Source organism: Agreia bicolorata, from assembly GCF_000938265.1.
Taxonomy (GTDB): Bacteria; Actinomycetota; Actinomycetes; order Actinomycetales; family Microbacteriaceae; genus Agreia; species Agreia bicolorata.
Genome location: NZ_JYFC01000001.1, coordinates 364,473 through 390,878, shown reverse-complemented (window position 1 = coordinate 390,878; position 26,406 = coordinate 364,473). Strand labels below are relative to the sequence as shown.

The following is a 26,406-nucleotide window of genomic DNA, read 5'->3' as shown; positions in this document are numbered from 1 at the left end:
GTGCCTACGCTGGAGTGACAATGGCACGCACTGAACAGCATTCCCACGGCTCCCACGATCACGCTTCGGCCACCACGAACCGCGCCCGACTCGGCTGGGCAATCGCTATCGTCGCGACCGTCCTGATCGTCGAGGTTGTCGGCGCCCTGGCTACCGGCTCCCTCGCGCTCCTCGCCGACGCGGGGCACATGGCATCCGATCTCATCGGGCTCACCGTGGCGCTCGTCGCGACGATCATCGCGGCTCGCCCGGCGACAGACAGGCACAGCTTCGGCTTTCAGCGCGTGGAGGTCTTTGCCGCGTTGTTCAACGGGATACTGCTGATCGGGGTGGCGACGTTCGTGGCCATCGAGGGTATCTCTCGGCTCATCACGCCCGAAGACGTGCAGATTCCTCCGGTGCCTCTGCTCGTAGTCGCCGTCATCGGTCTGGTCGCCAACTTCGGCGCTCTGATGCTGCTTCGAGGGGGAGCGAGCTCGTCATTGAATATGCGCGGAGCGTACCTCGAGGTGTTCGGCGACCTGCTCGGATCGGCGACGGTGATCGTGGCCTCGATCGTGATCCTGCTAACTGGCTTCGCCCCGGCCGACGCGATCGCGTCACTTGTGATCGCGGCCATGATCATTCCTCGCGCCATCTCGTTGCTGCGCGACGTCATCCGGGTGTTGTTGCAGCAGACGCCCGTCGAGACCGACGTGGCGGAGATTCGCAGTCACATCCTCGCGGAGGACGGTGTTGTGGAGGTGCACGACGTGCACGTGTGGGCCGTGACGACGGGCAAGAACATCTTCTCGGCACACGTCGTTGTCGAGCCGGCGGTCTTCGAACGAGGGGAGTCGGGCCGGCTGCTCGATCGACTTTCAACGTGTCTGTCTGCGCACTTCGACGTCGGCCACTCCACGTTCCAGATCGAACCGGCGGAGCACGCGCAGCACGAGGAACACCTGCACCCGTAGGCGAGGGTCCCTCGTGCCGCGGGGTTACTTCTGGGGCAGAGCCTGGACGCCGAGCGTGCGGTACAACTCGACCTGCTGCACCGTCTCGAGCTCGGCCGGCGCACCCGTGAGCGGGTCGTTGCCGCCGCCCGACTTGGGGAAGGCGATGACGTCGCGGATCGAGTCTGTCGCCGCAAGAAGCGACACGACGCGGTCGAAGCCCATCGCGAATCCGCCGTGCGGCGGGGCACCGAAGGCGAAGGCCTGCAACAGGAAGCCGAATTTCTCCTGCGCCTCCTCCTCGCTGATGCCCATGATCTTGAAGACGCGCTCCTGCAGCTCGCGGGTGTGGATACGGATGCTGCCGCCGCCGATCTCGTTGCCGTTGCAGACGATGTCGTAGGCGTATGACAGAGCCGATTCGGGGTCGGAGTCGAAGGTGTCGATGAACTCGGGCTTGGGCGAGGTGAAGGCGTGGTGTACTGCGGTCCACGCGCCGCCGCCGACGGCGACGTCGCCACTCGCGACGGCATCGCCTGCGGGCTCGAACAGGGGAGCGTCGACCACCCAGGTGAAGGCCCAGGCGTTCGGGTCGATAAGACCCTGGCGTGCCGCGATCTCGCCGCGAAGCGCGCCGAGAAGACCGCGTGACGCCTTTGCGGCTCCCGCTGCGAAGAAGATGCAGTCGCCGGGCTGTGCGCCGGCGTGCGCCACGAGTCCGGCGCGCTCCTCATCGGACAGGTTCTTGGCGACCGGGCCACGAAGCTCTCCGTCTTCGCCGACCAGCACATAGGCGAGGCCCTTGGCGCCGCGCTGCTTCGCCCACTCCTGCCACGCATCGAGGGCGCGGCGTGCCTGACCGGCACCGCCGGGCATCACGACCGCACCGACGTAGGGCGCCTTGAAGATGGCGAAGTCGCTGCCCTCGAAGTACTCGGTGAACTCGACGAGCTCGAGGCCGAAGCGCAGGTCGGGCTTGTCAGAGCCGAAGCGACGCATTGCCTCTGCATAGGTCATGCGGGGAAGCGGAGTGGGGAGCTCGACATCGATTGTGCGCCACATGGCTCGCAGCACCTTTTCGGCGAGTGCGATGACCTCTTCTTGATCGACGAAGCTCATCTCGACATCGAGCTGCGTGAACTCCGGCTGCCTGTCGGCCCTGAAGTCTTCGTCGCGGTAGCAGCGAGCGATCTGGAAGTACTTCTCGAAGCCGCCGACCATCAGGAGCTGCTTGAACAGCTGTGGGCTCTGGGGCAGAGCGTAGAACGTGCCGGGCTTGAGCCTGGCCGGCACAAGGAAGTCGCGTGCGCCCTCGGGAGTCGAGTGGGTGAGGGTCGGTGTCTCGACCTCGACGAAGTCCTCGTCGACGAGAACGTTTCGAACGGCGGCCGACACTTTGGAGCGCAGCTTCAGCGGGTACGCGGCGTTCTCACGACGAAGATCGAGATAGCGGTATGCCAGGCGGGTCTCCTCGCCGGGCTCGTCGTCGAGCTGGAACGGCAGCACATCACTGGCGGCGAGAACCTCGAGGCTGGTCGCCTGGATCTCGACCTCACCGGACGCGATCGTGGTGTTCACGTTGCCAGCGGGACGCTCGCGAACGATTCCCTTGACGGTGACGACCGACTCGACCCGCAGACTCTCGGCCGTGGCCACCAACTCGTCACGGAACGTGACCTGAGCGATTCCGGATGCGTCGCGCAGGTCGATGAAGGCGACACCGCCGTGGTCGCGGATGCGGGCGACCCAGCCGGAGAGCATGACTTCGAGGCCCACGTCTTCGCGGGTGAGCGAGGACGCGTAGTTGGTTCTGTACATATGTATGCGTGTTGCTTTCTAGGCCTCGGGCTTGTGGTCGAAGACGTCTGGGTCGAGCGCCAGGTCTGCGCGGGACTGGGCAGCCCCCGCAGCGTTGGCCTTTCGAGCCTTCATCGTCGACTGCACGTAGTGCCAGATCGTGGGGATGAGTGTCGCCGCGACTGCGGCGAGCAGGATGATGTCGATGTACTTCGTGACGAAGTCGGCGACGGGGGGAATGTAGCCGAGTACGAAACCGCCATATGTCACGCCGGCGCCCCAGATGATCGCACCGATGAGGTTGTACAGCGAGTACTTGCGGTAATTCATGTGGCCGACGCCCGCGGCGATCGGTGCGAATGTGCGAACGACGGGAACGAATCGGGCCAGGATCACGGCGAAGGCGCCGTACTTAGAAAAGAACGCGTTCGTGCGCTCGACGTTCTTGATGCTGAAAATGCCCGATTCTTTGCGCTCGAAGATGCGAGGGCCGAACTTGTGACCGATCAGATAGCCGACCTCGCCGCCGAGGAACGCAGCGAAGCCGATCGCGAGGCACACCCACCAGATGTCGATCTTGATCGTGCCCGCGAAGGTGAGGAGGCCCGTGATGATGAGCAGCGTGTCACCGGGAAACAAGAATCCGATGAGGAGACCGGTTTCGGCGAAGATGATGAGGCAGACGCCCACGAGCGCGAGAGGTCCGAAGCCCTGGATGAGTGCCTCGGGATCGAGCCAGGGGATGAGTGCTGCGTGTGTCAAGTGGGCTCCAGTCGTCGGCGGGTCGAGTCAAGGCCGGTCGGCGGCGGACAAGGGTGCGGTCAGTGTGCATCAAGAGTACCTCTGCCGAGCTGCCGTATACGCGGACGACAGTGAGGAGTACGGGAGAAGGGACTTGAACCCTCACGCTCGAAAGCACAGGAACCTAAATCCTGCGTGTCTACCAATTCCACCACTCCCGCAGAGCAAAACCAGTGTACCGGCCAGCGCGGATCAGCTTCGTCCCGGAACGAGCAGCCCCGACTCGTAGGCGATGATGACCAGCTGCGCGCGATCGTGTACGCCGAGTTTGCTCATCATGCGGTTGACGTGCGTCTTCGCGGTCTGCGGCGAGATCACGAGTCCAGCGGCGATCTCTCCGTTAGACAGGCCCGATCCCACGAGAAGCAAGATCTCGCGTTCGCGCTCGGTGAGGAGCGTCAACTCGTCGGGGACGCGGTGCGGTGCGGGTTCTGCCGGCGAGAGATACCGATCGATGAGCGCTCGGGTTGCCTTCGGTGAAAGAAGGGCTTCACCCTCGTTGACCGTTCTGATGGCCGCCATGAGCGCTTCGGCCTCGGTGCCCTTTCCGAGGAAGCCGCTGGCGCCGGCGCGGAGGGCGCGCAGCACGTACTCGTCGTCTTCGAAGGTGGTGAGGATGATGATCCGGGTCGCCGAGAGCTGGGCGTCGGCGCAGATCGCCTCGGTCGCCTGTAGCCCGTCCATCACGGGCATCCGGATGTCCATCAGCACGACGTCGGGACGTGTCGCGCGAACGACATCCACGGCTTCGAGACCGTTGGACGCTTCGCCGACGACGGCGAAGCCGTCGGTATGAGAGACAAGCTCGGAGACGGCCGTGCGGATGAGGGCCTGGTCGTCGGCGAGTACGACGGAGATCATGATTGGGGTCCTGAATCGGAAGAGTCGAACGGGATGGTCACAACGAAGCGGTGCACGGGTCCAGGGCCGAACGACGTCTCGAGGCTTCCCCCGACAGACGACACGCGCTCCCGCACGCCGACGAGCCCGTGGCCGCTTTCGACGACGATCCTGTCGTCGCGTCGCGGCTTCGTCACGTTCGTGACGGTGATGCCGAGGCTGTCGGTGCCATAGTCGAGCTGAACGAGGGCGGTGCCGTCGCCGCCGTGCTTGTGGGCGTTCGTCAGGCCCTCCTGCAGAACGCGGTGGGCCACGATGTCGCGCAGTGAATCGAGCTCGAACGGCGTGCCGACCGTCCTCTGCTCGATGGAGAGACCGGCTTTGGAGAACTCGTCGATCAGCTGGGGGAGGTGGGATAGGCCGGGCGTGGGTGCGAGCGTCACCGAGTGCCCGCTGTCAGCCGACCGGAGCACGGTCAGCAGGCTGCCGATTTCGCCGAGGACGGTGCGAGCCGCCTCACGCACGGTGGTGAGGGACCGTTCCGCGTCATCCGGTCGCGTGCGCAGCGCCTGCGAAGCCGACGCTGCGTGCAGGTTGATCACGGCGATCTGGTGGGCCATCACGTCGTGCAGGTCGCGGGCGATGGCGAGCCGCTCCTCGGCCACCCGCCTCTCGGCCTCGGATTCGCGGGTCTCCTCGGCCCGCCTCGCACGCTCGGTGATGGACTGGATGAACGCGCGGCCGTTGTACTGGGCCACGCCGCCTGAGGCGGCGAGACCCACGAGGGCGACGAGCAGCACGAGTGATTCGATGCCGCGCGACTCGGGCGGGGGAGCGAGCAGTACCACGGCACCGATCGCGACGATGCCGGATCCCGCGAGGATGAGGGCCGGCATGCGGCCCTGTCGGGACCCGACGCCGAAGAGGGTGATCATCACCGTGAGGGTCGAGGCGACGACCGGGCCGGGACCGATGAGCGCCAGACTCGACAGCAGCACTGCTGCGCACGCCGCCGCGATCGCGACCGCCGCCGTGCTGCGGGGATACCGCGCTCGCAGTACGAGGGCGGCGACCAGAACGATCGCCACCACGGCAGAAGTCGCGAGCACCTCGGTCGTGCTGCCGGCGAGCGTGTTTGCACTACGGGATGCGACGACGACGGGAATGCAGACGACGATGATCGCGAGGGCCGAGGGTATCCAGCGCAGCCGCACGGGCAGGTGAGACTCGAAGGGCACCGGGAACGCTCGAGAACCGGATCTCATGGGCGCACCTCCTTCTTACTTACTTCCTTGCGTTTGCTCGCTGTCGTCCAGTCTCGCAGCACGCCCGGGCCGCGCGCGTCCCACGTTCGTGGTAGCCGAAGATGCCGTACCGGGGTGACGACGGGCATCCGGTTCGCGGCCAGTCTGGAGTGATCGTGCACATCGCACGATCAGACAGCACAGGAGCGATCATGCCGGTTCCGGTTCTCGCGGCGCGAGACGTCAAGAAGTCCTACGGTCGAGGCGCAGCCCGCTTCGACGCGCTGAAGGGGGTGTCACTCGACATCGAGGAGGGCGAGTCCATCTCGATCGTCGGTAAGAGCGGATCGGGCAAGTCGACGCTCATGCACCTGCTCGCGCTGCTCGACAAGCCGTCGACCGGTGCGGTCGAGTTGAGTGGACGCGACGCCGGCGCTCTCGGCGGCCGAACCCTCAACCGCACCCGCAACCAGACGTTCGGCTTCGTGTTCCAGCAGTTCTTTCTCACCCCCAACACCTCGGTGCTCGACAACGTGACGCTGCCGCTGCGCATCGCCGGGGTCGGCGGCTCCGAAAGGCGGCGGCGCGGCATGGAGGCGCTCGAACGCCTCGAGCTCGCCGACAAGGCGAAGAACAAGGCCACTGACCTCTCGGGCGGCCAGAAGCAGCGCGTGGTCATCGCCCGCGCGCTGGTGAACGAGCCGCGTGTGATCTTCGCCGACGAGCCGACGGGCAACCTCGACACGGCCACGGGTGCGGTGGTCGAAGACATCCTCTTCGACCTCAACCGGCGCACGGGAATCACGCTGATCGTGGTGACCCACGATGAAGACTTGGCGGCGAAGACCGACCGCAGCGTCTTCATTCGTGACGGCCTCATCGTCGACCGCAAGGGAGAGAGCGCATGAGCGGCCTCGACCTGATCCGTTCGGCGATCAGCAACACGTTCCGCAGCAAGACCCGTACGACACTCACCGTGCTGGCCATCTTCATCGGCGCCTTCACGCTCGCGCTGACCAGCGGTGTGGGAACGGGAATCAACCGCTACATCGACACGACGGTCTCGTCGATCGGTGCGAACGACGTGATGACGGTCACGAAGACCGTGGAGAACACGACGTCAGGGCCGGCGAAGTACGAGCCCAACACCACCAACGTCGAGAGCGCGACCGGCAGGCCCGGCTCGACGGTCGAGGCCATCACTGCGGCGGAGCTCGACGGCATCCGGGCGGTGAAGGGTGTGGATTCGGTCGAGCCTGTACTGACCGCCCGACCGAACTACGTGGAGTACAACGGAGGCACCCAGTACCAGGCGTCGATCGGCGGCTTCGTCTCGGGCATGAGCCTCGACCTGGCAGCCGGGTCAGAACCGTCCAGCGGCACCGATACCTACGAGGTCGCCCTGCCCGTGTCGTACGTCGAGCCGCTGGGCTTCACGAGCGATGAGGATGCCGTGGGCAAGACCGTGACGTTCGGCGTCACCGACAAGACCGGCGCGTCGACCACCGTCGATGCCACGGTGTCGGGTGTCTCCGAGGCCGGACTGCTCGGCTCCACGAGCCTCACCGCGAACGATGCGCTGACGACCGCCCTCTACGACGCGCAGTCGGTGGGCCTCAGCTCGTCGAGCAAAGACAGCTATGCGTCGGTGAGCCTGCGTTTCGACCCCTCGTCGTCGGATGATCAGGTGTCGACGATCAAGAGCGACCTGAAGGCACTCGGCTACGACGCCACGACCGTGAAGGACCAGATCGGGTCGTTCAAGACGGTCATCGATGCGATCGTTCTGGTGCTGAACGGCTTCGCCGTGATCGCTCTGATCGCGGCCGGGTTCGGCATCGTGAACACGCTTCTGATGAGTGTGCAGGAGCGCACCCGAGAGATCGGGCTCATGAAGGCGATGGGCATGGGCGCCGGCCGGGTGTTCGGCTTGTTCAGCCTCGAGGCGGTGTTTATCGGGTTCCTGGGAAGTGCCATTGGAGCGATCGGCGCGATCCTCGCGGGAACGGCGCTGAACGGGGTCCTGGCCAATGGGCTGCTGTCTGCATTGCCCGGTCTCACGCTGATCGCATTCGATCCCGCGTCGATCGCGGTCATCATCCTCGTGGTGATGGGCATCGCGTTCCTGGCCGGAACGATCCCGGCGCTGCGTGCGGCGCGGCAGGATCCGATCGAGTCGCTGCGGTACGAGTAGTTCGTAGCTGGTAGTTCATTCGCCTGTTCGCCGGAGCCCTGTGGATAACTTCCACGGGGCTTCGGCGTTTCGGGGCATCATGTCGGTCGAAGACGATCGACAGGAGAATGCGAGTGGCGAGCGCCGTGCAGCAGATCACCGAGCGCGTGCGCGACCGCGTTCGCCGTGAGGGTGTCGACCTGGCCTCCGACGAAAGCTTGGCCAGGCAGTTCGTCGACGACGAGGTTCGCAGCTATACGGAGCGGGCGTTGGGTGGCGGTGCTCCGCTGCTGGCCGATGAGATGCTCGCCACCCGAGAGGTCGTGGCCTCGCTCACCGGATTCGGTGCACTTCAGCCGCTGCTCGACGACCCGGGCATCGAGGAGATCTGGATCAACGGACCCAACAGGGTGTTCGTGGCGAGAAACGGTGTGTCGGAGCTGTCGACCGTGACGCTGTCCGATCTCGAGGTACGCGAACTCGTGGAGCGCATGTTGCAGAGTTCGGGCAGACGCGTCGATCTCAGTTCTCCTTTCGTCGACGCGTCCCTTCCCGACGGCAGTCGGCTCCATGTTGTGATTCCCGACGTCACCCGGGCCCACCTGGCGGTGAACATCCGAAAATTCGCCCGTCGCATCCGAGATCTGCACCAACTGGTCGGTCTCGGCGCGCTCACTCAGCAGTCCGCCGAGTTTCTGCGCATGTGCGTGCTCGCACAGCAGAACATCCTGGTGTCGGGCGCGACCCAGAGCGGCAAGACCACGCTGCTCAATGCTCTTCTCTCGGTCGCCCGGCCTAGCGATCGCATCGTCACGGTGGAGGAGACCTTTGAACTTGACCTCTCCGCCCGCGACGTTGTCGCCATGCAGTGCCGTCAGGCGAGCCTTGAAGGCACGGGTGAGATCACGTTGCGGCGCCTGATCAAAGAGGCTCTGCGAATGCGGCCCGACCGCATCGTGGTCGGAGAGGTGCGCGAGGCGGAGAGTCTTGATCTGCTCATCGCTTTGAATTCAGGCCTGCCCGGGGCATGCAGTATCCACGCGAACAGTGCCAGAGACGCGTTGGTCAAGCTGTGCACTCTGCCGCTGCTCGCCGGGCGCAACATCGATGCCGCGTTCGTGACGCCCACGGTGGCGTCGTGCATCGACATCGTCATTCACTGCGAGATGGACAAGCGCGGTGCGCGGCGCATCGTCGAGATCCTCGCGCCGAGCGGCCAGGTGGCGGGCGCTGCAGGACAGGGCGGGGTGATCGAGGCCAGCACGATCTTCGCTCTTGACGGGCGCGACCTCGTCGCGACCGGGGGATACCCCACGAAGATGGCGAAATTCCGCGCCGTCGGTCTCGATCCTTCCATCGTGCTCGCGAGAGGTGATCGATGAGTACTGTCTTCGGTCTCATTCTGGGTCTCGGGCTCGTCTTGTGCGCGGCCCCGATTCTCTGGCCCGCATCGCCCGAGCCGGTGGTGAGGGGGCGCGCGGGGCGTGTTCGTTCTCTTCTCAACCGTGCGGGCCTCGAGAGAGTGCCTGTTTCGGTGTTCATTGCCGCCAGTGCGTGCCTTGGGTTGGTCGCGGCTGCTGTTGCGGAGGCGTCGCTCGCCGTTCTCGCGCTCGACGCCGCAGCGCTGGTGGTCGGCGCTCTTCTGCCAATCACCGTGGTGCGCCGCCGGGGTCGTGCTCGTCGGCGCGCGAGTCACACATTCTGGCCGGATGCCGTCGACCACCTCGTGTCGGCTGTTCGCAGCGGGGTCGCCCTGCCCGACAGCGTCAGTACCCTCGCGCACGCCGGGCCGGCGTCAAGCCGGGCCGCCTTCGCCGAGTTCGAGGCGATGTATCGCACGACGGGAAATTTCGGCGTGAGTCTTGACGCACTCAAAGCGCGGCTCGCAGATCCCACGGCCGACCGCATCCTCGAGACGCTGCGCATGTCTCGCGAGGTCGGCGGAACTGATCTCACGCGAGTGCTGCGAAGCCTGTCGGCTTACCTGCGTGAAGACGCCGCGATTCGCAGCGAGGTCGAGGCGCGCCAGTCGTGGGTGATGAACGCGGCGCGGCTGGGGGTCGCGGCGCCGTGGATCGTGCTGCTTCTCCTGTCGACGCGACCAGAGGCAGCGGCCGCATACAACAGCCCCGGAGGAGTGGCGCTCATCGTCGGAGGCCTCTGCCTCAGCCTCATCGCCTACCGAGTGATGCTGGTCATCGCACGCATCCCCGAAGAGCGGCGGTGGTTCGCATGAGCGCGACCGTGGCCTGGGCGATGCTGTTCGGCGTGGTTCTCGGCGTCGGCCTCTGGTCGCTGGTGAGCGTGGCTCCGAGGCTGTCGAGACCATCGCTGGCCGAACGCACGGCTCCCTATCTCGTCGACGTGTCGGCCGGAGCCCGGCAGTTCCTGTCGAAGCGTTCCAGCGATCCGCTTCCTGTCTTCGGCGTGCTGCTAACGCCGATGGCCCGGGTCGCCATCGACATCCTCAGCGGAATTCTCGGAGGTACGGAGCAGATCGAGCGTCGTCTGGCGCAGTCGCGGTCGGAGCTCTCCGTCGAGCACTTCCGCTCGCAGCAACTCGTGTACGGAGTCGTCGGCGTGGTTATGGGAGCAGTGTTCGTCACCGTCTCCTTGCCTACGACGACGATGCCGGTGGTCACGCAGCTGGCTATTCCGATCGTGCTCGGCGCTGTGGGAGTCGGGGTGCGCGATCTTGTTCTGCGCAGGGCGGCGCGCAGGCGGATGGCCCGCATCGACAGTGAGCTCCCCACGGTGCTCGAGTTTCTGACGCTCAGTCTCTCGGCCGGTGAGACGGTGCTCGATGGGCTGCGACGAGTGGCGCGGGTCTCGAACGGTGAACTGGCCCGTGAGTTCGCCGTCGTCGTCACCGAGGTCAACTCGGGCGTCGGCCTTGTATCCGCCCTCGAGTCACGCGCCGGATCGTTGGCGTTTCCGGCGTTCACACGCTGCGTCGAGCAGATGACAGGGGCACTCGAGCGCGGAACCCCGCTGTCTGACGTTCTGCGAGCGCAGGCTCAGGACTCCCGCGAAGACACCAAGCGTGCCCTGCTCGAGGCGGCAGGCAAGAAAGAGGTCACGATGCTCGTGCCTCTCGTGTTCCTGATTCTTCCTACCACCGTGCTCTTCGCCGTGTGGCCGGGCATCGTCGTTTTGCAGACGGGCTTCTGACCCTACATACCTCGCCCATCCGATCCTGTTGAAAGAGAGACCGATGTTGTCCATCACCTCCCGAATTGCCCACCGCCTGCGCGACGACCGGGGCGACGTGCCCGGGTGGGTGCTCATCACGTTGATGACCGCCGGTCTCGTCATCATCATCTGGGGTCTTGCCGGGCCCGCACTCAGCCAGGTCTTCGAGCAGGCGATCGACCGCGTGACGGCCTTCTGACGCGGTTATGTTGTCGAACAGTCTGCGGGTCCTCGAGAGACTGCGGCGAGACGACGGATCGGCCGCCGTCGAGTTCGTTCTCGTGGGCGTGCTGCTGACCGCTCTGACGCTCGGGGTCATTCAACTGGCATTCGCGCTGCACGTGCGCAACACGCTGCTCGACGCGGCGGCCGAGGGTGCGCGGTTCGCCGCGCTCGCGGGAAACTCTCCTGAAGACGGAGCCGAGCGAACGAGGCAGCTCATCACTACCGCGGTGGGCGCCGACTACGCCGCCGCAGTATCCGCGGGGTACACGGAGTACCTCGGAGTGCCGGCGACCGAGGTCACTGTGAGCGCGCCTTTGCCGCTGGCCGGCCCATTCGGACCCCCGAGATCGTTGGAGGTGACAGGGCATGCCGCTGTGGAAGCACTTGATGGCTGACGACGGCTCGGCCTCGCTCGAGTTCATCACCGCGGGAATCCTGCTCCTGGTGCCGCTCGTCTATCTGGTGAGTGCACTCTCAGTGCTGCAGGGCGCCGCATTCGCCGCGGAAGGCGCTGCCCGCCAGGCGGCTCGGGTCTTTGTACAGTCGGAAACGATCGAGCAGGGGGCCGCGTCGGCCGAGCATGCCGCGGCGATCGCGTTCTCTGACTTCGGCATCACCGAGGGCATCGCTCCAATCGAGTACTCGTGTGAGCCGGTTCCGGATGCCTGCCTCACGCGGGCAGGTCACGTCACCGTGACGGTACGTGTGTCGGTGCCGCTGCCGCTGCTCCCGGCGTTTCTGGGCACCGAGAACTCGGGCGGCATACCGTTCGTCGCCAGAGCGACCCAGACGGTCTCGCGATTCCACTCGTGATGCGGGCCGACTGGTGGGAGTGAACGCTGCGGCAGAGCGACTCCGCTCCGACGAGGGTTCGACCCTGCTGCTCACCATCTTCTACGCTGCCCTCGCGCTACTCGTCGTGCTCGTTGTCGTAGGTGCGTCGAGCCTGTATCTCGAGCGCACACGACTCTTCACCGTGGCAGATGGGGCCGCGCTCGCCGGTGCCGAGTCGTTCTCGCTCGACGATGTCGAACTCGTCGAATCCGCGGTCGTGCCAAGGCTCGACCCCGTAGCCGTCGATGCCGCGGTCGACCGTTATCTCGCCAACACTCCGTCGGCGGCCGAGTTCGCCGACCTCACCGTGATCGAGGCCACCACCACAGACGGGCGCAGCGCCACGGTCACGCTCTCCGCGTCATGGCGGCCGGCCGTGCTGTCGCTCATCGTGCCGAACGGCTTCCCCATCGAGGTCGCTTCGGTCGCTCGCTCGGTGTTCCGGTAGCGCGCGCAAGGTCGCCAATCCCGGTGCTGGCCGTCGCCTCGACGACGGCCAGCACCGGGCGGAGACGCTCAGTCGAGGCCGAGAACGCGCACCGCCGCGTCTGTCGTCGCCGACGCGAACACGATGGCGGCATCAAAGGCTCCTGCCCCCACCTCCGCCGTCGCACTCTGCGACCGGATGCGGATAGTTTCGGCTTCGCCGGTTGCCTCCCAGCGGACGACGGACGCGTCGGCCGACTGCAGCACGTTGGCGCAGGCAGCCTCCACACTGTCCTCGCCGATAGGGGCCGAATCTGCCCGCTCGACGCGGAAGCCGATGTCGGTCGCGGCGGGGAAACTCATCTCGGGTACCTGGTCGTCAGTATGCGTCAGTGCGATCGCGCGGTATCCGGAGCCGAGCGAGTCGGCGAGCATGCTGCCAGCCGAGTACGCCGTCAGCACCCCGTCGAACACGACCGGTGTCTTCTGGATGTGGTTGTTGTGCGCCACGTAGGCGATGCGATCGCCAGCGGCCAGTGTCTCGACCGCCTCGCTGATGCGCCGCGCGACGAAGACCTCGCGGATCGTCGTGTCGTCGATGCGCCCTGTGCTGGAAAACAGGTCGGCCATCGCGCGCACCATGACGTCGGTCGTGGCCGCCGCGTCGATGAGCGCGTTCGCCTCGCGCCACAGGTGCGCATTGGCTCCGATCGCGTGCACCGCGCTGAGAGCATCGACGCGTGCCCGCAGGCGTGTCAAGTGCACGGTGAGAGCATCCTGTGCAGGACGGTCGAGCGCGAGCCACGACGTAGCGCTGGCCGCAGCCGAGCCGCCCACGACTCCTGCTGCAAGTTGTCTCGTCGCCTGGACAAGTTCCGTGGCGGCGGGATCGACCGTGGCAAGAATGCTAGCGAGCGGTGCGAGACTCGGTTCGATCGCCAGCGAATTTGGCAAATCCACTCCTAGCACGTGGATTCCATGGCCTTGCGGCAGTCGGTTGCGGAGATCGTCGAGGAACGTTCCGTAGAGCGCCGTGGTCAGAGGACCTACGAGCGTGCGCAGTTCTTCTGGTCGCTCTCCCGAGAGCCACTGTTCGACGAGGTGCGCCCCATCGTGACCAATCTCGAGGGCGAGACTATTGACGCCGCGCTGAATGAGCGCTTCGACGAGGCTCGCCCGCGCTGCGTTGAGCTCGGCAACGAAGTGCGCGGACTCGCCGACGCCGATAACTCGGGCGCCGGATAGGAGCTCGCTCAGCTCCGCATTTGCAAGTGGGTGTCGCTCGTCCCAAGTGGCCGTGGTGAATGACGGGGCGGGCGCTGGGGTATGAGGGTGGTTAGACATGGATCAGCATTCCTTATGTGAGAAACGGCATACGTAGGAGACCGGACGAGCCGGTCGAGGACGACGTGGTGCCGAATCAGAGCAGGATGCTTGCGATCACCCTTCGATCATATCCAGACGAGATATCGGCCGCTGGGGCATCAGTGCGCTGCCTCATGCGACGAATTGGTAGGTTCCATTCATGAGACTGACGACACCACCCGCTGGGGCGAGCTGGACCCACACAGGAGTGCGAGCTGGTTTCGAGGTCGCCTTCTTTGAGGATCTGGGCACCGGCCACCGTCTGACTGGTCATACAACCGCGCGCGAGTCCTCTGCCCTGTGGTCGGTTGGATATGACGTGGCGGTGGATCATTCTTGGAAAACGGTCGCTGTGCATGCATCCAGCCTGACGACCGCAGGAGAATGTGAGCTGGCTCTCACGCGCGACTTCGAGGGAATATGGACCGTGAACGGCGAGCTGCGGCCCGAGCTTGATGGGTGCTTTGATGTTGATTTCGAGTCGTCCGCGGTGACGAACACGCTTCCCCTCCACCGCCTCGACTTCATCGAGGGAGTCGGCGTCGACGTCCCCGCAGCGTTCGTTCGAGCTGACGACCTCCGTGTGGAACGTCTCGAACAGCGTTACACATTACTCGAGGCTGGTCCGGAGCAGATTCAGTTCCACTACGAATCATCTACCTTCGAATTTTCGTGTGATCTGCGCTACGACAGGGCAGGGCTCGTCGTTGATTATCCAGGCATCGCGATCAGAGAGTCCTAGGCCAGGGCCCGAACGGCATCGAGGGGACGCGAGGAGCCCGCAGCGCCAAATAACCACGTCATGTCTGGCTCCCCGCCGGTGCTAACAAGGGCGCAGTACTCACCTGCGCGACCGTACGGGAGATCGCCGGCTAGTTCGTGCGGTGTTTGCTGCGACCAGCGGTTCGAGAGACTAGAGGTGCGGCAACGGCAAGCGCAAAGCCGACAATCGCAATAGAGATAGCGACTGGAATGCTTGCTTGAACGCCGGCACGATCCTGAGAACTCTCAACAGTGGCGCTCACGAGCACGATGACGACTGCAAATACGACGGCCCCTAGGACGAGTAGAACGGCTGCTCCGTATAACGTCCTTACTGCCAGTCGGCCCCTCGAGATTACGGTCCTCGTGTATTCGCGCATGCATCTAACTCAGCACAGATCGACCGCGGAGGAAAGCAGAGCATCGGACTTCATGTCCCCCCACATGGCTGGTATCGAGCGGCCGGAGCGCCACGGTCATCCTCTCGGTCACCTGGCGACCGGCGATACTCTCGCTCATCGTGTCGAAGGGGTTCCCCATCGCGGCCACCTCCGTCGCGCGGTCTGTGTTCCGGTAGAGAGCGCGCAAGGCCCTCAGGCCACGCACAGCTTCGGTGTAGCGTACGTGTCCATGACTTCCAGTTCGCCGGCACCGAAGATCGATCTCACCGAGCGGGCGAAGTGGCAGGCGTTCGCTGTGGCCGTCGGCGTCGCGGCGCTCACGATCCTCGATCTGTCGAAGGTCAACGTCGGGCTTCCCTCCATAGAGAAGGCGCTCGGCGCCGGCTCCACCGAACTGCAGCTGATCGTCGCCGGCTATGCGCTCGCGTTCGGCCTCGCGCTCGTTCCCGCCGGCCGACTCGGCGACATCTACTCGCGCAAACTGCTCTTCTCCATCGGACTCATCTCGTTCACCCTCGCCAGCCTCGCCTGCGCGCTCGCTCCGACGGTCGAGACGCTGCTCATCGCGCGCATCCTTCAGGGAGTCGCCGCAGGCATCCAGATGCCACAGGTGCTCGGGCTCGTGCAGCAGCTGTTCCAGGGTGCCGCGCGTGGACGTGCATTCGGAATCTTCGGTGCCACCATCGGCGTCGCCACCGCGTTCGGGCCGACGCTCGGCGGGCTGCTGATCGCCGTCGGGGGAGAGACTGACGGGTGGCGCCTGCTGTTCTGGATGAACATTCCGCTCGGACTCATCGCCCTGTTCTTCGCGCTCCGCCTGCTGCCAACGAAGCCGAAGGGCACGACCGTCAAGACAGAACTCGACCTCGTCGGCATCCTGCTTCTCGGGTTCTCTGTGTTCAGCGTTATGGTTCCGTTCGTCTTCACGACGGGAGGGCCGGACGACGACCCGAAACGCTGGTTCTGGCTTGTCGGCTTTGTGCTCGGAACCGCGGCCTTTCTGCTGTGGGAACGCGACTACTCGCGTCGCGGCAAATCGTCGGTTGTGCACTTCGCCCTGTTCCGCATCGCGTCATATCGCAACGGAATCCTCGTGGCCACGGCCTACTTCGCGGCCATCCCGGGCACCTTCCTTCTCACCACGCTCTACCTGCAGCAGGGGCTCGGCGCCCTCCCCGTCTTCGCCGGCATGGTCAGCATTCCGTTCGCACTCACCTCGGCGGCCAGTTCGCTTATCGGCGGGCGCATCGTCGAGCGCTACGGACGTAAGCTCGTTGTGATCGGCACGGCCACGGTCATCGTGGGTTTCTCCCTGATACTCGCCGCGGCCGTGCTCACGCCGCGCGATCAGACGATCTGGTGGATGGCCGCCGCCATGGCCGTCGCGGGAGCAGGAGGCGGCCTCGTGATCTCGCCCAACCAGACCCTGACACTCGCAGAGGTTCCCGTCAGCGAGGGCGGCGTGGCCGGCTCGCTCGCGCAGGTCGGGCAGCGAGTCGGCACGGCGATCGGCGTGGCAGCCGTGAGCTCGACCTTCTTCTCGACCCTCTACCGAGAGACGTCGGCGCCCGACCAGCTCGCCGTGTATCACGACGGATTCCGCAACGGAATCCTGATCGCGATCTCGCTCATCACGGTGTCGCTCATCGTGGGACTCGTTGACCTGAGGTCGCGTGCGAAAGCCCGGGCCCACCAGGCCGCGCCATCCGCCTGATGAGAACTGTCGATGCCTGATCAGGCCGACGGCCTGCCCGGCCGCCGAGGAACGTAACGGGGAACGTAGCGCAGCATGAGGCCGGCGCCCAGTACGCCGACAACCCCCATGATCGCCGTCGAGAGCGACAGCGTGGCCACGGCCACGATGAGCGACACGAGCAGGGGAGCGGCGGCCGTTCCCGCGTCGCCCGTGAAGCGGAACGCTCCGAGGAACGGGGCAGGGTCGTCTTTCGGGGCGAGGTCGGCGCCGAGCGTCATCAGAATGCCGCTTCCGATGCCGTTCGCTAGGCCCGTGACTGCCGTGACACCGATGAACCACCCGACCGCGTGCTGCAGGTCGTGGGTGAAGGCCAGAACGAAGAGTCCGATTCCCATGCCGAGCATCGACGGTACGACGCTCCACAGTCGCCCGAACCGATCCATCACCTGGCCACTGGCATAGAACAGAGCGAAGTCCATGGCGCCGCCGAGGCCGATGATCAGGGCAGTCGTGCTCTCGGGCAGTCCAAGGCTCACCGCCCAGAGCGGCAGAATCACGGAGCGGCTCGCGCGCAGCGCACCGAGGATCGCCACTCCCGTTCCGAGCCGCACCAGAACTCCGCGGAAGTTCCAGACGGTGCGGAAGAGCCCGTGCGACTCCTCGGCGACGAGATGTTCGCCCTCGGTCTCGTGCGTTCCCTGCGCCCGGGCCAGAGCAGCGGCGCCCGCTGTGGGGTCGGGCATCACCATCAGCAGCACGATTACGATCACCGCGCACGCGAGGTGCACCCAGAACACGATGGCCGCCTGCGCCGTGAGTGCGATCAGGCCCGCAGCGATGAACGGTCCGACGAACCATCCCGCTCTGAAGGTTCCGCCGAGGGTCGACAGCGCCCTGGCTCGGTACTGCAGCGGAACGAAGGTGGTCATGAACGCGTGCCGCGCGAGCGCGAAGGTCGCGGTCGACAGGCCGAGCAGAAAGATGCCGACCCCGAGCATCCAGGGCCCTGATGCGGCGATGCATGTCGTGACGCCGATGATCGAGACGAGCGACGCGCCGACCATCGCGCGTCGTTCACCGATGCGGCTCACGATCCAGCCGCTCGGGATGTCGCCGATGAGCTCGCCGACCATGATCATCGCCGCGATGAATCCGGCCAGGGCGAGACCGGCGCCGAGATCCTGCGCGATCGCCGGAATGATCGGAATGATCGAGCCTTCACCGATGCCGAAGAGCAGCGACGGAAGGAGAGCGGGTAGGGCGATGGAACGGAATCGGAACCCGGTCTCTGCGTCGCTCATGTCGCATCAACCCTACGCCGGAGGATCGCCCACGCCCGCCCGGTAGGCTGGGTGCACCATGCAGGAACTAGATTTCAGCGAGCAGATCGCCGCCCTCCGCTCCACCTTCCGCGACATCCTCTCGGTCATCGACGTCGATGACCTGAAGGCCCGCATCGATGACCTCAGTGCTCAGGCCGGTGTGCCCGATCTCTGGGACGACACCGAGAAGGCGCAGAAGGTCACCAGCGCTCTGTCGCACGCGCAGTCCGATCTGGCGAAGGTCACGAGCATCACCTCGCGTCTCGAAGACCTCGAGATCATGGTCGAGCTCATCAACTCCGAGGGCGACGAGGAGTCAGCCCAGGAGGCGCAGGCCGAACTCGAGAGCCTCACAAAGCTGCTCGGCGAGCTCGAGGTGCAGACCCTGCTCAATGGCGAATACGACCCCCGCGCGGCTGTCATCACGATTCGTGCGGGAGCGGGCGGCGTCGACGCGGCCGACTTCGCGGAGATGCTTCTGCGCATGTACCTGCGCTACTCCGAGCAGCACGGCTACTCGGTCACTGTGCTAGACACCAGCTATGCAGAAGAGGCGGGCATCAAGAGCGCCACGTTCGAGGTCGACGCCCCCTACGCATTCGGAACACTCTCGGTCGAGGCGGGAACGCACCGCCTCGTGCGCATGAGCCCGTTCAACTCGGCGGGCAAGCGCCAGACGAGCTTTGCCGCCGTCGAGGTGATTCCGCTCATCGCGCAGACCGAGTCGGTCGACGTTCCCGAAAGCGACATCCGAGTGGATGTCTTCCGCTCGTCGGGCCCGGGCGGCCAGTCGGTCAACACCACAGACTCGGCCGTGCGCATCACACACCTTCCCACGGGGATCGTCGTCAGCTGCCAGAACGAGAAGAGCCAGATCCAGAACCGCGCCGCCGCCCTTCGCGTGCTGCAGTCGAGACTGCTTCTGCTGCAGCGCGACGAGGAGAACGCCAAGAAGAAGGAGCTGGCCGGAGTCATCACGGCGAGCTGGGGCGACCAGATGCGCAGCTACGTGCTCGCGCCGTACCAGATGGTCAAAGACCTGCGCACCGACTACGAATCGAACAACCCGTCGAACGTCTTCGACGGCGAGCTCGACGGCTTCATCTCGGCGGGCATCCGCTGGCGCAAGCAGAAGGTCTCTTAGGCAATACCGGGCTTGCGTTCAGACTCGAGCGCCAATCGGCGATCCGTGGCGAGTCGCGCGTCGAGTAGCTCCCCGTCCTGCTTAAGCTCAACCTGCCATGATTCGATTTGATCACGTATCCCAGATTTACCGGGGGACCAAGAAGCCGGCGCTGAACCGCGTCGACCTCGAGATCCTCCGTGGTGAATTCGTCTTTCTTGTGGGGGCCTCGGGCTCCGGCAAGTCGAGCTTCCTGCGCCTTGTGCTGAAGGAAGACAAGCCTACGAGCGGCAGCATCCACGTGCTCGGTCAAGACTTGGGAACGATCTCGTCGCGGAAGGTGCCCTACTTCAGGCGCAACCTCGGCGTCGTGTTCCAGGACTTCCGCCTTCTACCCAACAAGAACGTGTTCGACAACGTGGCGTTCACGCTGCAGGTCATCGGCAAGTCTCGCGGCTTCATTCAAGAGGCCGTGCCCGACGTGCTGGCCATGGTCGGTCTCAACGAGAAGGCCAACCGTCTTCCGCACGAGCTGTCGGGTGGTGAGCAGCAGCGCGTGGCCATCGCCCGCGCGGTCGTCAACAAGCCCGCCATCCTGCTCGCCGACGAGCCGACAGGTAACCTCGACCCGCTCACCAGCGGTGGCATCATGCAGGTTCTGCAGCGCATCAATGCTGGCGGCACCACGGTGATCATGGCCACCCACGACAATGCCATCGTCGACCAGATGCAGCGCCGCGTGATCGAGCTCGTTCAGGGCGAGGTTGTTCGCGACGAGCTCGAGGGCGGCTACGGAATGACTGCCGAGATCGCTCTGCGTGACAGCGGCATGACCGCCGAGATCGGCATTCCCGGAATGGTGCGCGGCAGTCGCGGAATGAGTGGTTCGACCCCGACGTTCTCGACTCCGGTCGTGGCGCCACAGACATCGTCGACGCCGCAGACACCGTCGGCCCCTGTCGCACCGGCTCAGAAGCCGGCGGCCCAGGCGCCCGAGCAGGGCGAGCCGGCCGTATCGGCGCCCCCAGCACCCGTGCCCGCCGCATCCACGCCACCGGCGCCGCTGTCAGCGACGCCCCGCCCCGTCGATCCTGTGACCGATCAACTCGGCCTGGCCGAGAAGCTGGGGCTTCGCGCTCCCGGTGAACGAATCGATCCAGCCAAGGACCAGAACGTAGGACCCACCTCGTGAGACTCGGACTCATCTTCGGAGAGGTCGGCACCGGCCTCAGACGCAACGTCTCGATGGTCATCTCCGTCGTGCTCGTCACCTTCATCTCGCTCACCTTCGTCGGCACGGCCATCCTTCTGCAGATGCAGATCGGCCAGATGAAGAACTACTGGTACGACAAGGCGCAGGTCGCGGTCTACCTCTGCACCGCCACGGACACGGGGGAGACCTGCGGAAACGGTGACGTGACGCAGGATCAGATCGACGCCGTGCAGGCGCAGCTCGACGGTCCGACCCTGTCGCCGTTCATCGACAAATACTACTTCGAGAACCACGATCAGGCGTTCGAGAACTTCCAGGCGCAGTTCAAGGGCAATCCGGTCACCGACTATGTGACGCCCGACCTGCTGCCGCAGACCTTCTGGGTCAATCTGAAAGACCCCACGCAGTCTGCCGTGCTTGTCGAGAGTCTGTCGGGCTTCGCCGGTGTCGAGAGCGTCACCGACCAGCGAAGTTATCTCGAGCAGATCTTCACAGTGCTGAACGCCGCCAGCTACACAGCAATCGCCGTCGCCGCCATCATGCTGATCGCGGCTGTCCTGCTGATCGCCACGACCATCCGGCTATCGGCCTTCTCACGTCGTCGAGAACTGGGCATCATGCGATTGGTCGGTGCGTCGAACAGGTTCATTCAGACCCCGTTCATCATCGAGGGCGTGATCGCGTCGCTCATCGGATCGGCCCTCGCGGGGCTGGCCATCTGGGCGATCGTGAAGTTCTTCGTGCAGGGCTGGCTGCTGAATCAGCTGCCGTTCACGTCGTTCGTCAGCACAGGCGACGCGTTGCTTGTCGCTCCGATTCTGATCGTGGTGGGAGCAGTGCTGGCTGCACTGTCGGCGAAATTCGCCATCACTCGCTACCTCAAGGTCTGATCGCCGCATAGCGGGCGCGGGCAGCGCGAGCCGCGCGGCTGGGCGTATACTGGACGGCTGCCGCGCGCGAGGTGCGGCACACGACATCGTCAGGAGTACAACGTGCCCAAGGAGAGCGGTCAGAAGGTCGTCGCGACCAACCGCAAGGCTCGGCACGACTACACAATCGAGTCGACGTACGAGGCCGGAATGGTCTTGAATGGCACAGAGGTCAAGTCGCTGCGCATGGGTCGTGCCTCGCTGGTCGACGGCTACGCGTTCATCGAGAACGGCGAAGTGTGGCTCGATGCGGTGCACATTCCCGAGTACACGCAGGGAACGTGGAACAACCACACCCCGCGTCGCAAGCGCAAGCTGCTCTTGCACAAAGAGCAGATCCTCAAGCTGCACAACAAGACGAAAGAGGGCGGTTACACCCTCATTCCCCTGCAGCTCTACTTCAGTGACGGGCGCGCTAAGGTCGAGCTGGCGGTGGCAAAGGGAAAGCGCGAGTACGACAAGCGCCAGACACTGCGTGAGCGGCAAGACAAGCGTGAGTCCGACAGGGCCATGTCGGCTCGACGCAACCTCGGCGACTGAGCGATCTTCCGCGCGGTCGGTGACCGGCGGTTACAGGCGCAGGGATGTTCCGGTCAGGTTCTCCGACAGGTGCCACAGTTTGGCTGCGATAGCTCGATCGCGTGACCACGCCTTGGCGGCGGTGACGCGCGGGTGACCGCGCAGCTGCTGCCAACCGGCCGGCCCCACATATTCGCCCCCACGCAGGTACTCGTCCGTGGCGGCCATCACGATCGGCCAGGCACCGGCATCCTTGCCCTGAGCAAACGAGCCGAGCAGCGTCCGCACCGCGGCTCCGGGTCTGGTGTCTGGCGTGATGCCCGGCCGTGCGGGTGTCAACTCATCGAGAGCGAATCCGGGATGCGCGACGATGCTCCGCGTGTCGTGGCCCGACTCGCGAAGTCGTCGGTCGAGTTCGAAGGCGAACGTCATCACCGCCAGCTTCGAGCGTGAGTAGCTTCGAAAGCTGCGGAATCGTTCGGGCGAATCGTGCTCATCGAGGTCGAGGGCGTAGAAGCGGTGGCTGATGCTGCCGAGATGAACGATTCGCGAGTCGGCGGTGGTGAGAAGTGACGGCATGAGTTGCGAGATCAGGGCGAAGTGGCCGAGGTGGTTGGTGCCGAACATGCTCTCGAACCCGTCGACTGTCGTCGAGTCAGCAGTGCTTTCGGTGATACCGGCATTCGCGACCAGGACATCGATCGACGGCAGCGCGACCAGCTCGTCGGATGCGCGCGACACGCTTGCGAGGTCGGCGAGATCGAGATGCACGTATGACGGCGGCTCGATGTTCTCTACTTCGCGGTGGAGGGAGTCGATGGCGAGCTTTGCCTTGGCCTCGTTGCGGCTCGCGATGACTACCCGGGCACCCCGCAGGGCGAGCTGTTCGGCGGTGAAGTATCCGAGTCCGGCGTTGCCGCCGGTGACGACGATGATTCGGCCGATGAGGTCGCGGCTCATGCCGTGGCCGCGAATCGCGCTTCGATGGATGCGCTGATGACGACGTCGGCGGGCGTCAGGTCGAGCGGCTCGCCCTCGCCGCTCTTAGCCAGGTCGTGTGAGGCGAACCGGGCGACGCTCATGGTGGAGCCAGCGCCTCCGACGTCTCCGAGCATCCCGGGGTCGGCGACGGCGATCGGTCGGAGGTTTGATAGCCCGAGTGCCTCTGCATAGCTCTGCGCCTTCGAGCGGGCCGACACGATCGCGGTCTTCTGAGCCTCCGCCTGCAGAGCGGAGTGCGTCGCCGAAGTCAGAGTCCACTCGACAGACGTCACCGTCACGCCGTCACGGAATGCGACGGAATCGATCCACGTCGCCAACGCCGAGAAGTCACGGAAGCGGGCGCGCACGGTCGTCGTGGCGTGATACACCGGCGGCAGCTGGGCGCCGTCCTGACTCCAGGGGCGCTGGCCCCACACACTCACCTGATCGGCGCTCCATCGTGTGACGGCGTCGGCTATCGGATCGTGCAACGCACGGAGGCTTTCAGACGTCTCCGCGTGAAGCTGACGAGTCTTCTCGAATACCGGCTGACGCTCGGGTCCTTCGAAACCGAGGGCGAGCTGCACGGTCGCGCGCTCCGGAGAGTGGTGAGTGTCGGTCGACGCCGTGACGGTGATGATGGTCTCGCTCATGGCTTCACTTTATCCGCGACCACGTACGCGCGGTGCTGGCGATTGCCGCGCATCTGTCGTAGGATAGGGGGCTGCATCCTTTGAGGTGCTGGTGCGCAAGACACAACTCAACAGTGCATGATAGTGACCCCGCTTGGGGATGATCGGTTTCGACACTGCCTGCGAAACTGCGAGAAGCGGGCCGAGGATTCAGGGTTATCTCGTTAACGATCTCTGAAAAACAATAAGTGCCAATTCAAACCGCACTGTCTCTGCTCAGGCAGACTTCGCCCTCGCGGCGTAGTTCTCTTCTAAGCACTAAATAGAGACCGTCAGTCCGGGAATGCTCTCTACCCGGGTTCTGGCGATATTCAGAGAGATTGCTTCCGCGTTACGCCTGAGGGCGCGGAGGGACTTGCACTCGGGCTGGGCCCGTCGAGCTAGATGCCTGTAGCAAAGCTCGGGGCCGAGTAGAACGACTCAACAGGATACGCCCGTAGAAGGCGCAGAATCACAGCAGTGGACCGGGGTTCAATTCCCCGCATCTCCACCATTGAGGTCACATCATGCACTGTTGAGAAGTTCTCGGTGGGGGGAATGCCCAGCCGACGTCATTCAGCCCGCGCGAAGTCCAACGGATGTCGGGATGGCCTGCCGTTGGCCGCCGGAGTGCACGATGTCGTCGCCGTCTACACGAACCTGAGTGGCGTGAGCGCGAAGAGCCTCCGCGACTGTTGGCAGCCGATGTTCGAGCTCGAACCACTCGACGTAGTCGCCGGACTCGGCCACAATCTCGGCCCACGGCGTGCGCGTTATGCGACACGCGGCAACGGTCGCCTCGTGCATGCGAACGTGATCCGGATGCCCGTATCCGCCTGCATTGTCATAGCCGACGACGAGAGATGGGCAGGTAACCTCGATCAGCGCCGCCAGGTCGTTGGTCACCTCATCGAGTGACGCGCTGACGAGTGCGTCCGGCGTGACGTCAGGCGACGGGCCGGCGAGTTCGGGGGTGACCCAGGACATGCCCGAATCGCGATATCTTCGGTCGGCATGACTCCGAGCGCGCGCAGGGCTGTTGCCGAGCCAATATCTGTCGCTGATGCCGAGAATCGCCGACGCTGCGCTCAACTCATTTTCGCGGATCTCAGACAGCGTCTCGGGGTCGGGTTCGACCTCGAGCGCACCGGCGACGATCTCACCGCGCTCGCCTCGCGTCGCGGTCACCAGCTGCACCCGGATGCCTCGGGCGACCAGCTCGGAGATCAGCGCACCTGTGGCAAGCGTCTCGTCATCGGGGTGCGCGTGCACGAACAAGACACTGTGCACACCATCGAGGATGCTCATGCGGCCGCGAGCGGCGAAACGAGGCTGCTGTAGACGCGCAGGAGCGCCTCGGCCGAGCGTGACCAGCTGAGTGCCTCTGCGCGCTCACGGGCCTTCATCGACAGGGCATTCGCCTCGTCGCTGTGGGAAAGGAGCCGCGTGATCGCCTGCGCCCAGACCTCGGGATCTCGAGAGTCGAGGACGATGCCGGTGACGCCGTCGATGACCGCCTCTTGGAGGCCTCCCGACGCAGCCGCGACCACGGGAACGCGGCTCGCTGCCGCCTCGAGTGCGACGAGCCCGTATGTCTCTGAGTGCGACGGGATCAGGACGACCCGTGCCTGGCGCAGCAGCGCGGCGAGCGCCTCACGGGATTGCGGCCCGATGAAGTGCACTGTGTCACCGATGCCTCGGAGTTCGGCGAGCCGTGAGAGCTCATCGACGTAGCCGTCAAAATCGGCGGACGCGTCGCCCGACACCACGAGTTCGGGACGGAGATCGGGCGATACGGCCGCGATGGCCTCGATCGCCAGGTCGAGACCTTTCAGCGGCTGCAATCGGGCGGCGACTACCGCATAGGGCGCACGTGCGTTCGATTCGGGTTCGGATGCGGAAGGAGCGAAGAGATCGCTGTCGACCCCGGGGGAGACCACAGTGATGCGCTCACGCGAACCACCCAGCCGAGTTTCGATCGTGAGTGCCTCGGCCTCGCTGATCGCGATCACAGCGTCGGATTCGCGCGCCAGCCAGGATTCTCCGGCCATGCGCCCCGGAGACTCGGACCGTTCCCCGTCGGAGAGTGGGGTCGAGTCGTCGGCTGCGATGCTGTGGAAGCTCTGGATGTGGGGGATGCGACGGGCGCGCGCGACGGGCAGCGCTGCCATTCCGGAGAACCAGTGGTGAGAATGAATGACGTCGAATGGACCGAGCTCCGAGAGCCGTTCGCCGAACTCGACGATGTAGTTTTCGTGGTCACCCTTTGCGGCGGGCCTCGCCGGACCGGCGTCGACGAGGCGCAGACGAAGACGCTCGCCAAGTGCGAGAACCGACGGTGCGGCCGCCGTGGATCGTCTGGTGATGATCTCGACGTCGTGCCCGAGCGACGCGAGAGCCTGGGCCTGGTGCAGAACGACCACGTTCATGCCTCCGGCGTCGCCGGAACCGGGCTCGTCAGCCGGTGAGGTGTGCAGGCAGACGAGAGCTATGCGCAGCACTTAAACGAACACTCGGTAACCGTTGAGGAACTTGTTGACGGGCGCGAGAAGCGCAACAAGCGGCACGAACATGCGCAGGAGGTAGACGATCACCGTGACCTGCCCGAGGTCGGCCAGCGCGAACAGGCCGAGGGCCACGGCGCCCCAGCCGAGCGCGATCTTCAGCGATCGGGTCGTGGCCAGGAATGGGGCCGCCGTTCCCAGGGAAGCGAAGACGATTCCTGCGTCGGCGACGAATCCGCGAATCCCGGCGTCGTCGAACTGACCGACCAGTACCCACAGCACGATGGCGATGGCCCAGAAGAGAACGAAGAGACCGCCGCCGACTGCCTTGGTCAGATACGTGACTGGGGCGGAGGTGGTGGCCGGGGCTGAAGCAGTCGTCATACCCCAAATTCTAGCCCGAGGCCTACGCGTCTCGTGGACGATGTCGGTGGCGAGTGCGAGGCTCGATAT

At 65.1% G+C, this 26,406-nt stretch carries 27 protein-coding genes, 1 tRNA gene and 1 other RNA gene; 17 read left to right on the top strand and 12 right to left on the bottom strand.

Annotation, left to right across the window (positions count from 1 at the left end):
• Positions 1-20: 20 nt before the first annotated feature.
• Positions 21-956, top strand: coding sequence for a cation diffusion facilitator family transporter (locus tag TZ00_RS01835; RefSeq protein ID WP_044438818.1), 936 nt, complete (start codon positions 21-23; stop codon positions 954-956).
• 24 nt (positions 957-980) lie between these two features.
• Here the strand turns inward: TZ00_RS01835 and aspS are convergent, their stop codons facing one another.
• The 5 genes from aspS to TZ00_RS01810 form a co-directional block, all read right to left on the bottom strand.
• Positions 981-2,753 (bottom strand): aspartate--tRNA ligase, encoded by a 1,773-nt coding sequence (gene aspS / locus TZ00_RS01830; protein ID WP_044438817.1) that lies wholly within the window; start codon positions 2,751-2,753, stop codon positions 981-983.
• Positions 2,754-2,771: 18 nt separating this feature from the next.
• On the bottom strand, positions 2,772-3,494 hold the full coding sequence (locus TZ00_RS01825) for a DedA family protein (RefSeq protein WP_044438816.1): 723 nt from the start codon (positions 3,492-3,494) through the stop codon (positions 2,772-2,774).
• Positions 3,495-3,612: 118 nt separating this feature from the next.
• A tRNA-Leu gene (locus tag TZ00_RS01820) sits at positions 3,613-3,694 on the bottom strand.
• A gap of 31 nt (positions 3,695-3,725) precedes the next feature.
• Positions 3,726-4,394, bottom strand: a complete 669-nt coding sequence (locus TZ00_RS01815) for a response regulator transcription factor (RefSeq protein WP_044438815.1) — start codon at positions 4,392-4,394, stop codon at positions 3,726-3,728.
• Positions 4,391-5,638, bottom strand: coding sequence for a sensor histidine kinase (locus TZ00_RS01810; protein ID WP_084605843.1), 1,248 nt, complete (start codon positions 5,636-5,638; stop codon positions 4,391-4,393). Before TZ00_RS01810 ends, TZ00_RS01815 begins: the two co-directional genes overlap by 4 nt.
• Positions 5,639-5,829: 191 nt before the next feature.
• On the opposite strand from TZ00_RS01810, the gene TZ00_RS01805 reads away from it, so the two are divergent.
• The 9 genes from TZ00_RS01805 to TZ00_RS01770 all read left to right on the top strand — a co-directional run bounded on the left by TZ00_RS01805 (position 5,830) and on the right by TZ00_RS01770 (position 12,489).
• Positions 5,830-6,525, top strand: a complete 696-nt coding sequence (locus tag TZ00_RS01805; RefSeq protein WP_044439296.1) for an ABC transporter ATP-binding protein — start codon at positions 5,830-5,832, stop codon at positions 6,523-6,525.
• Positions 6,522-7,811 carry an ABC transporter permease gene (locus tag TZ00_RS01800; protein ID WP_044438813.1) on the top strand — a complete coding sequence of 430 codons (1,290 nt, stop codon included), beginning with the start codon at positions 6,522-6,524 and terminating at the stop codon, positions 7,809-7,811. The genes TZ00_RS01805 and TZ00_RS01800 overlap by 4 nt, the downstream gene beginning before the upstream one ends.
• A 107-nt stretch (positions 7,812-7,918) precedes the next feature.
• Complete coding sequence (locus tag TZ00_RS01795) at positions 7,919-9,172, top strand: TadA family conjugal transfer-associated ATPase (protein ID WP_044438811.1); 1,254 nt, start codon at positions 7,919-7,921, stop codon at positions 9,170-9,172.
• Complete coding sequence (locus TZ00_RS01790) at positions 9,169-10,026, top strand: type II secretion system F family protein (protein ID WP_044438810.1); 858 nt, start codon at positions 9,169-9,171, stop codon at positions 10,024-10,026. The genes TZ00_RS01795 and TZ00_RS01790 overlap by 4 nt, the downstream gene beginning before the upstream one ends.
• Positions 10,023-10,961, top strand: a complete 939-nt coding sequence (locus TZ00_RS01785) for a type II secretion system F family protein (RefSeq protein WP_044439295.1) — start codon at positions 10,023-10,025, stop codon at positions 10,959-10,961. Before TZ00_RS01790 ends, TZ00_RS01785 begins: the two co-directional genes overlap by 4 nt.
• A gap of 43 nt (positions 10,962-11,004) precedes the next feature.
• Entirely contained in the window at positions 11,005-11,181 is a 177-nt protein-coding gene (locus tag TZ00_RS20080) for a hypothetical protein (protein WP_166428657.1), read from the top strand.
• A 7-nt stretch (positions 11,182-11,188) separates the two neighbouring features.
• Positions 11,189-11,602 (top strand): TadE family protein, encoded by a 414-nt coding sequence (locus TZ00_RS01780; RefSeq protein WP_174436055.1) that lies wholly within the window; start codon positions 11,189-11,191, stop codon positions 11,600-11,602.
• Complete coding sequence (locus TZ00_RS01775; protein WP_238579536.1) at positions 11,595-12,020, top strand: hypothetical protein; 426 nt, start codon at positions 11,595-11,597, stop codon at positions 12,018-12,020. The genes TZ00_RS01780 and TZ00_RS01775 overlap by 8 nt, the downstream gene beginning before the upstream one ends.
• Before the next feature lie 19 nt (positions 12,021-12,039).
• Positions 12,040-12,489 carry a pilus assembly protein TadG-related protein gene (locus tag TZ00_RS01770; RefSeq protein ID WP_044438808.1) on the top strand — a complete coding sequence of 150 codons (450 nt, stop codon included), beginning with the start codon at positions 12,040-12,042 and terminating at the stop codon, positions 12,487-12,489.
• A gap of 68 nt (positions 12,490-12,557) precedes the next feature.
• Here TZ00_RS01770 and TZ00_RS01765 read toward each other — a convergent pair whose 3' ends face one another.
• Positions 12,558-13,811, bottom strand: coding sequence for an erythromycin esterase family protein (locus TZ00_RS01765; protein ID WP_084605842.1), 1,254 nt, complete (start codon positions 13,809-13,811; stop codon positions 12,558-12,560).
• Between the two features lie 181 nt (positions 13,812-13,992).
• On the opposite strand from TZ00_RS01765, the gene TZ00_RS01755 reads away from it, so the two are divergent.
• Together TZ00_RS01755 and TZ00_RS01745 are read left to right on the top strand one after the other, a co-directional pair.
• The gene (locus TZ00_RS01755) at positions 13,993-14,574 is read left to right on the top strand and encodes a putative glycolipid-binding domain-containing protein (RefSeq protein ID WP_052521194.1); all 582 of its coding nucleotides are present in this window, start codon (positions 13,993-13,995) and stop codon (positions 14,572-14,574) included.
• 650 nt (positions 14,575-15,224) lie between these two features.
• On the top strand, positions 15,225-16,709 hold the full coding sequence (locus TZ00_RS01745; RefSeq protein WP_044438802.1) for an MFS transporter: 1,485 nt from the start codon (positions 15,225-15,227) through the stop codon (positions 16,707-16,709).
• A gap of 20 nt (positions 16,710-16,729) precedes the next feature.
• Here the strand turns inward: TZ00_RS01745 and TZ00_RS01740 are convergent, their stop codons facing one another.
• Positions 16,730-17,992: an MFS transporter gene (locus TZ00_RS01740; RefSeq protein ID WP_044438801.1), complete on the bottom strand. Its 1,263-nt coding sequence runs from the start codon at positions 17,990-17,992 to the stop codon at positions 16,730-16,732.
• Between the two features lie 58 nt (positions 17,993-18,050).
• Between TZ00_RS01740 and prfB the strand changes: the two genes are divergently transcribed.
• The 4 genes from prfB to smpB all read left to right on the top strand — a co-directional run bounded on the left by prfB (position 18,051) and on the right by smpB (position 21,818).
• Entirely contained in the window at positions 18,051-19,157 is a 1,107-nt protein-coding gene (gene prfB, locus TZ00_RS01735; RefSeq protein WP_044438800.1) for a peptide chain release factor 2, read from the top strand.
• Between the two features lie 97 nt (positions 19,158-19,254).
• Positions 19,255-20,328 (top strand): cell division ATP-binding protein FtsE, encoded by a 1,074-nt coding sequence (gene ftsE / locus TZ00_RS01730; RefSeq protein ID WP_044438799.1) that lies wholly within the window; start codon positions 19,255-19,257, stop codon positions 20,326-20,328.
• On the top strand, positions 20,325-21,239 hold the full coding sequence (gene ftsX / locus TZ00_RS01725; RefSeq protein ID WP_044438797.1) for a permease-like cell division protein FtsX: 915 nt from the start codon (positions 20,325-20,327) through the stop codon (positions 21,237-21,239). Before ftsE ends, ftsX begins: the two co-directional genes overlap by 4 nt.
• A gap of 102 nt (positions 21,240-21,341) precedes the next feature.
• Entirely contained in the window at positions 21,342-21,818 is a 477-nt protein-coding gene (gene smpB, locus TZ00_RS01720; protein ID WP_044438795.1) for an SsrA-binding protein SmpB, read from the top strand.
• A 30-nt stretch (positions 21,819-21,848) separates the two neighbouring features.
• On the opposite strand, the gene TZ00_RS01715 is transcribed toward smpB, so the two are convergent.
• Both TZ00_RS01715 and TZ00_RS01710 read right to left on the bottom strand, forming a co-directional pair.
• A complete protein-coding gene (locus TZ00_RS01715; protein ID WP_044438794.1) occupies positions 21,849-22,757 on the bottom strand; it encodes an SDR family NAD(P)-dependent oxidoreductase in 909 nt (302 codons plus the stop codon).
• Positions 22,754-23,431 carry an SIMPL domain-containing protein gene (locus TZ00_RS01710; protein ID WP_044438793.1) on the bottom strand — a complete coding sequence of 226 codons (678 nt, stop codon included), beginning with the start codon at positions 23,429-23,431 and terminating at the stop codon, positions 22,754-22,756. The genes TZ00_RS01715 and TZ00_RS01710 overlap by 4 nt, the downstream gene beginning before the upstream one ends.
• A gap of 135 nt (positions 23,432-23,566) precedes the next feature.
• Here TZ00_RS01710 and ssrA point away from each other — a divergent pair.
• Positions 23,567-23,963: a transfer-messenger RNA gene (gene ssrA / locus TZ00_RS19155) on the top strand.
• Between the two features lie 62 nt (positions 23,964-24,025).
• Here the strand turns inward: ssrA and TZ00_RS01705 are convergent.
• From TZ00_RS01705 to TZ00_RS01695, 3 genes are read right to left on the bottom strand one after another with little or no spacing between them, the layout of a single operon-like run.
• Positions 24,026-24,757: a PIG-L deacetylase family protein gene (locus TZ00_RS01705; RefSeq protein WP_044438792.1), complete on the bottom strand. Its 732-nt coding sequence runs from the start codon at positions 24,755-24,757 to the stop codon at positions 24,026-24,028.
• Positions 24,754-25,950, bottom strand: coding sequence for a glycosyltransferase (locus TZ00_RS01700; RefSeq protein ID WP_044438790.1), 1,197 nt, complete (start codon positions 25,948-25,950; stop codon positions 24,754-24,756). The genes TZ00_RS01705 and TZ00_RS01700 overlap by 4 nt, the downstream gene beginning before the upstream one ends.
• Positions 25,951-26,337: a hypothetical protein gene (locus tag TZ00_RS01695; protein WP_044438788.1), complete on the bottom strand. Its 387-nt coding sequence runs from the start codon at positions 26,335-26,337 to the stop codon at positions 25,951-25,953. It lies immediately after the preceding gene.
• Between the last annotated feature and the right edge of the window lie 69 nt (positions 26,338-26,406).

Excerpts from the sequence above, each read along its gene's own strand:
- TZ00_RS01715 (WP_044438794.1), bottom strand. The coding sequence starts at position 22,757 with ATGAGCCGCGACCTCATCGGCCGAATCATCGTCGTCACCGGCGGCAAC.
- aspS (WP_044438817.1), bottom strand. The coding sequence starts at position 2,753 with ATGTACAGAACCAACTACGCGTCCTCGCTCACCCGCGAAGACGTGGGC.
- ftsE (WP_044438799.1), top strand. The coding sequence starts at position 19,255 with ATGATTCGATTTGATCACGTATCCCAGATTTACCGGGGGACCAAGAAG.
- TZ00_RS01805 (WP_044439296.1), top strand. The coding sequence starts at position 5,830 with ATGCCGGTTCCGGTTCTCGCGGCGCGAGACGTCAAGAAGTCCTACGGT.
- TZ00_RS01705 (WP_044438792.1), bottom strand. The coding sequence starts at position 24,757 with ATGAGCATCCTCGATGGTGTGCACAGTGTCTTGTTCGTGCACGCGCAC.
- TZ00_RS01765 (WP_084605842.1), bottom strand. The coding sequence starts at position 13,811 with ATGTCTAACCACCCTCATACCCCAGCGCCCGCCCCGTCATTCACCACG.
- TZ00_RS20080 (WP_166428657.1), top strand. The coding sequence starts at position 11,005 with ATGTTGTCCATCACCTCCCGAATTGCCCACCGCCTGCGCGACGACCGG.
- TZ00_RS01790 (WP_044438810.1), top strand. The coding sequence starts at position 9,169 with ATGAGTACTGTCTTCGGTCTCATTCTGGGTCTCGGGCTCGTCTTGTGC.
- TZ00_RS01745 (WP_044438802.1), top strand. The coding sequence starts at position 15,225 with ATGACTTCCAGTTCGCCGGCACCGAAGATCGATCTCACCGAGCGGGCG.
- TZ00_RS01755 (WP_052521194.1), top strand. The coding sequence starts at position 13,993 with ATGAGACTGACGACACCACCCGCTGGGGCGAGCTGGACCCACACAGGA.
- TZ00_RS01785 (WP_044439295.1), top strand. The coding sequence starts at position 10,023 with ATGAGCGCGACCGTGGCCTGGGCGATGCTGTTCGGCGTGGTTCTCGGC.
- TZ00_RS01810 (WP_084605843.1), bottom strand. The coding sequence starts at position 5,638 with ATGAGATCCGGTTCTCGAGCGTTCCCGGTGCCCTTCGAGTCTCACCTG.
- TZ00_RS01795 (WP_044438811.1), top strand. The coding sequence starts at position 7,919 with ATGCGAGTGGCGAGCGCCGTGCAGCAGATCACCGAGCGCGTGCGCGAC.
- TZ00_RS01815 (WP_044438815.1), bottom strand. The coding sequence starts at position 4,394 with ATGATCTCCGTCGTACTCGCCGACGACCAGGCCCTCATCCGCACGGCC.
- TZ00_RS01695 (WP_044438788.1), bottom strand. The coding sequence starts at position 26,337 with ATGACGACTGCTTCAGCCCCGGCCACCACCTCCGCCCCAGTCACGTAT.
- TZ00_RS01710 (WP_044438793.1), bottom strand. The coding sequence starts at position 23,431 with ATGAGCGAGACCATCATCACCGTCACGGCGTCGACCGACACTCACCAC.
- TZ00_RS01835 (WP_044438818.1), top strand. The coding sequence starts at position 21 with ATGGCACGCACTGAACAGCATTCCCACGGCTCCCACGATCACGCTTCG.
- TZ00_RS01800 (WP_044438813.1), top strand. The coding sequence starts at position 6,522 with ATGAGCGGCCTCGACCTGATCCGTTCGGCGATCAGCAACACGTTCCGC.
- TZ00_RS01780 (WP_174436055.1), top strand. The coding sequence starts at position 11,189 with ATGTTGTCGAACAGTCTGCGGGTCCTCGAGAGACTGCGGCGAGACGAC.
- TZ00_RS01740 (WP_044438801.1), bottom strand. The coding sequence starts at position 17,992 with ATGAGCGACGCAGAGACCGGGTTCCGATTCCGTTCCATCGCCCTACCC.
- prfB (WP_044438800.1), top strand. The coding sequence starts at position 18,051 with ATGCAGGAACTAGATTTCAGCGAGCAGATCGCCGCCCTCCGCTCCACC.
- TZ00_RS01775 (WP_238579536.1), top strand. The coding sequence starts at position 11,595 with ATGGCTGACGACGGCTCGGCCTCGCTCGAGTTCATCACCGCGGGAATC.